We start from the raw sequence: 3,549 nt of genomic DNA, 5'->3' as shown, positions 1-3,549 counted from the left end.
GATTTTCGCAACGAAATCGCCAGAGACGGTGCGCTGAGACCCATCATGCCTTTCTTGCTTCTGGTCCCCGTCCTGTGTTTGATCGTCGCCGATCTGATCCGAAAGATGTTCCGTCCCATTGCGGCATTGTCCAAGGAAGTGGACCAACGCCAGGATGAGCAATTGCATCCGGTAGAGGCAAGTCATTTCCCCGTCGAGGTAAGACCGTTTGCAGTAGCGATCAATCGATTGCTAGGTCGGATAGATCAATCCATGGCCTCGCAGCGGCGATTCGTCGCGGACGCCGCGCATGAACTACGCTCTCCCATGACGGCCATCTCTCTGCAGGCGGAAAGGTTGGAAGAGGCTGACATGTCCGAACAGGCAAGGCAACGCTTGCGCGCATTACGGGAAGGAATCGACAGAGGCCGTAACCTCCTCAATCAACTGCTAGCGTTGGCAAAAGCCCAATCATCCGTTTCCGCCGTGGCTACGCCTATCTCCGTCCAGTTCATTTATCGCCGCGTGTTGGAGGACCTGATGCCATTGGCCGAGTCCAAGCAAATCGATATCGGCGTGGATGGTCAGCGAGATGCCCACCTGTTAGTTGGCGAGCTCGATCTGTTTTCGCTCCTCAGAAATCTTGTTGATAACGCCGTTCGCTACACCCCGAATGGGGGCAAGGTGGATCTGGCAATCGAAGTTGACGATAAAAACGTGGCCTTGATTGTCGAAGATAATGGGCCAGGTATCCCGGTGGCCGAACGAGCGCGCATCTTCGAGGCATTCCACCGGTTGCTGGGCAGCGGTCAGATCGGTTCTGGGTTAGGTTTGTCGATCGTGAAGGCCATCGCAGACAGGTTGGGTGCAAGCATCACGCTTGGCTTTCGTGACGAATCTAGTCAATCCGGCCTGCGCGTGACGGTCAATATTCCGAGTCAATTAGTGAGCCAGATAGAAGTCGAAGTCAGTGAAATCTAAGGAGCTATTATGTCGAACAGTATTCAAGAACAATACTCGCCCGTTGCCAAGTTTTTCCATTGGATCACGGTGCTGCTCATCATCGCCCAATGCACCATCGGCTGGACCATGCCAGATGTGGATGATCTGCAATCGCCCGAAGGATTGGTCAGTCTCCACATCTCGGTAGGATTGCTGATTCTCCTGGTCATGCTGGCCAGACTGGTTTGGCGCCTGATCAGTCCGGCGCCGAAACCGCTCCATACGCGTGTGACCCTCACCGTAATTGCAGCCAAGTTCGTGCACGGCGGACTCTACCTTCTTCTCGCCATCTCACCCATCCTGGGTTGGATGAATGCTGCAGAGCGTGGCTGGAACCTGTCCTTCTTCGGCTTGATGCAGCTGCCCGCAATTTTCCCTGCAAATTCCGATCTGCTGGCCACGATCGGGGATTGGCATATTGCGTCGGTCTGGGCACTATTAGCGCTGATCGGCTTACATGTATGCGCCGCTCTCTACCATCAAATTATTCTGAAAGATGGAACCCTTACTCGAATGCTTCCCTCAAGCAATCGATAGTCTACAGCCTGCTCATTGAATGCTTTTTTTTGCTTCAATGAGCAATTCATGCAAAGTCGCTTCATATGATTGCAGGGTATCTACCCTGTGCCCTTAAGATGATTTTTCACTTAGTTAGCTTAGATGAAGTTTTCGACGCATCACTTTGGGTATTCACCCTATCAGGCATCGCTGGCAGCCTCATAGGAGGCTATTTCCTGTATAAGTGCTGGGATGGACGATGTCCGTTATTGGAAGCTATCCAATCGCCTTATGGATCAGCGCTCAACAATGTGAAGATCGAACGGCCGTCTCAGGGCTACGATGAATTAGAAGGAACTTCACGGAAAGCATAACAATTTGCTCTGGCATCATTGAGGGCGTGATGCTCAGGCAGCTTATGTTCCTGATGAAACTCATAACGCAATAGCTCATTGATGCGATCAGCAACGAGGCGGCGCCTGCACCATGGAGGCACGCGGCCATCCAGGGCGTCATAAAAGAGGTCCCAGTCAGTCTGGTAGTCGTAGCAAATGAAGACCTCTTGATCTTTCGGCCTTACCAGCCTGAGCCAGTTGGTCACCTGGACATAGAGATCGTCCTTGGTCATTTCGGCGTGCGGTGCGTATCCCAATAGAGGAAGGACGGCCGCTTTGACGAACTCGCTGCATTCGCGGACTTCATAGGGAAGCTCCGCATAGAACTCCTCGCCACTTTCCGTCACTAGGCCAATGCTAATCAACTGTGGATCGAGAAAGTCGGTGAATTCGGTGTCAATAAAGATGTTGAAAGACATCGATGCTCCGTCAGGTTAGGAATTCGCTGGCTTATTGGAACCCTGAAGAGAGGCTTGTCCCAATACCCACGGCATCAGCTTAGCAATGTTGACAGCATCGTCCAAGCCACGATGATGCGATGGCCTGGCACTCACGGCAACAGCACCGTCTTGGATCGACAAGAACACACGTTAGTCAATCTTCCAGTCCATCTTCAATGACTTCGCCTTCGAAAAACTCAGTCAAGTAAACGTCGCATCATGGCCAGTAGCGAACGGACCGCATATCCCAGATTTTCTCGAACACTCCCCCGCCTCAAAGACCCTCAGACGGAGTGACACCTTGTGCTCTATGGACAGCCATTTTTAACAATGCCAACGCGGTCCTAGATGAAATATCTGACGTCTCAAGATTGAGTTCTATTGTCCGAGCGAAAAACTTCCCATCTTTTGGAAAAATTACATAATGGAGTTGTGGGAGATTGCCTTTGATGAGCAATTTCTTTTTTTTGAACCAACATGGCTGTACGGGAAACCTTGGTAAGGTTCCTCTGGCAGTTGACCACCCCTTCTCCCCTTTGAAGACTAGACATCTCTTGGGCAATGAATTGATCAATTGCTTAAACCATTGCGCTCGGTTCGTCGGACGGTCTGCGCCGCGGCCTGACCATCTCGAACACCGGCAAGCCCATCACGGTGCCCGTCGGTACCGCGACCCTGGGTCGCATCATGGACGTGCTGGGCAACCCGATCGACGAATGCGGTCCGGTCTCGCACGAGCAAACCGCGTCGATCCACCGCAAGGCTCCCGCGTACGACGAACTGTCGCCCTCGCAAGAGCTGCTGGAAACCGGCATCAAGGTGATTGACCTGGTCTGCCCGTTCGCCAAGGGTGGTAAGGTCGGTCTGTTCGGTGGCGCCGGTGTGGGCAAGACCGTGAACATGATGGAACTGATCAACAACATCGCCAAGGCGCACAGCGGTCTGTCCGTGTTCGCCGGTGTTGGTGAGCGTACCCGTGAAGGTAACGACTTCTACCATGAAATGGCAGAAGCCAAGGTGGTGGACCTGGAAAACCCGACCAATTCCAAGGTCGCCATGGTCTACGGCCAGATGAACGAACCGCCGGGCAACCGTCTGCGCGTGGCGCTGAACCGGCCTGACCATCGCGGAAGGCTTCCGTGATGAAGGCAAGGACGTGCTGTTCTTCGTCGACAACATCTACCGTTACACCCTGGCCGGTACCGAGTGTTCGCGCTGCTGGGCCGTATGCCGTC

The 3,549-nt window shown here is 53.3% G+C and carries 3 protein-coding genes and 1 pseudogene; 3 read left to right on the top strand and 1 reads right to left on the bottom strand.

Translation table 11 applies throughout. The features are described from left to right. Both I5W_RS17820 and I5W_RS17815 read left to right on the top strand, forming a co-directional pair. The coding region (locus I5W_RS17820; RefSeq protein WP_044530229.1) for an ATP-binding protein at positions 1-960 on the top strand (960 nt) is incomplete at its 5' end. A 9-nt stretch (positions 961-969) separates the two neighbouring features. Next, complete coding sequence (locus I5W_RS17815) at positions 970-1,518, top strand: cytochrome b (protein ID WP_050010691.1); 549 nt, start codon at positions 970-972, stop codon at positions 1,516-1,518. 298 nt (positions 1,519-1,816) lie between these two features. Here I5W_RS17815 and I5W_RS17810 read toward each other — a convergent pair whose 3' ends face one another. Then, the gene (locus tag I5W_RS17810) at positions 1,817-2,293 is read right to left on the bottom strand and encodes a 3'-5' exoribonuclease (protein ID WP_044530227.1); all 477 of its coding nucleotides are present in this window, start codon (positions 2,291-2,293) and stop codon (positions 1,817-1,819) included. 603 nt (positions 2,294-2,896) lie between these two features. On the opposite strand from I5W_RS17810, the pseudogene I5W_RS17805 reads away from it, so the two are divergent. Then, positions 2,897-3,549 (top strand): annotated as a pseudogene (locus I5W_RS17805) (F0F1 ATP synthase subunit beta); the annotation flags it as partial.

It is taken from the genome of Herbaspirillum sp. B65, from assembly GCF_000333555.1.
In the GTDB taxonomy this organism is placed as follows: Bacteria; Pseudomonadota; Gammaproteobacteria; order Burkholderiales; family Burkholderiaceae_D; genus Herbaspirillum; species Herbaspirillum rubrisubalbicans.
Note: the sequence above shows the minus strand (reverse complement) of the source record. Positions and strands in the feature narration are given on the sequence as shown.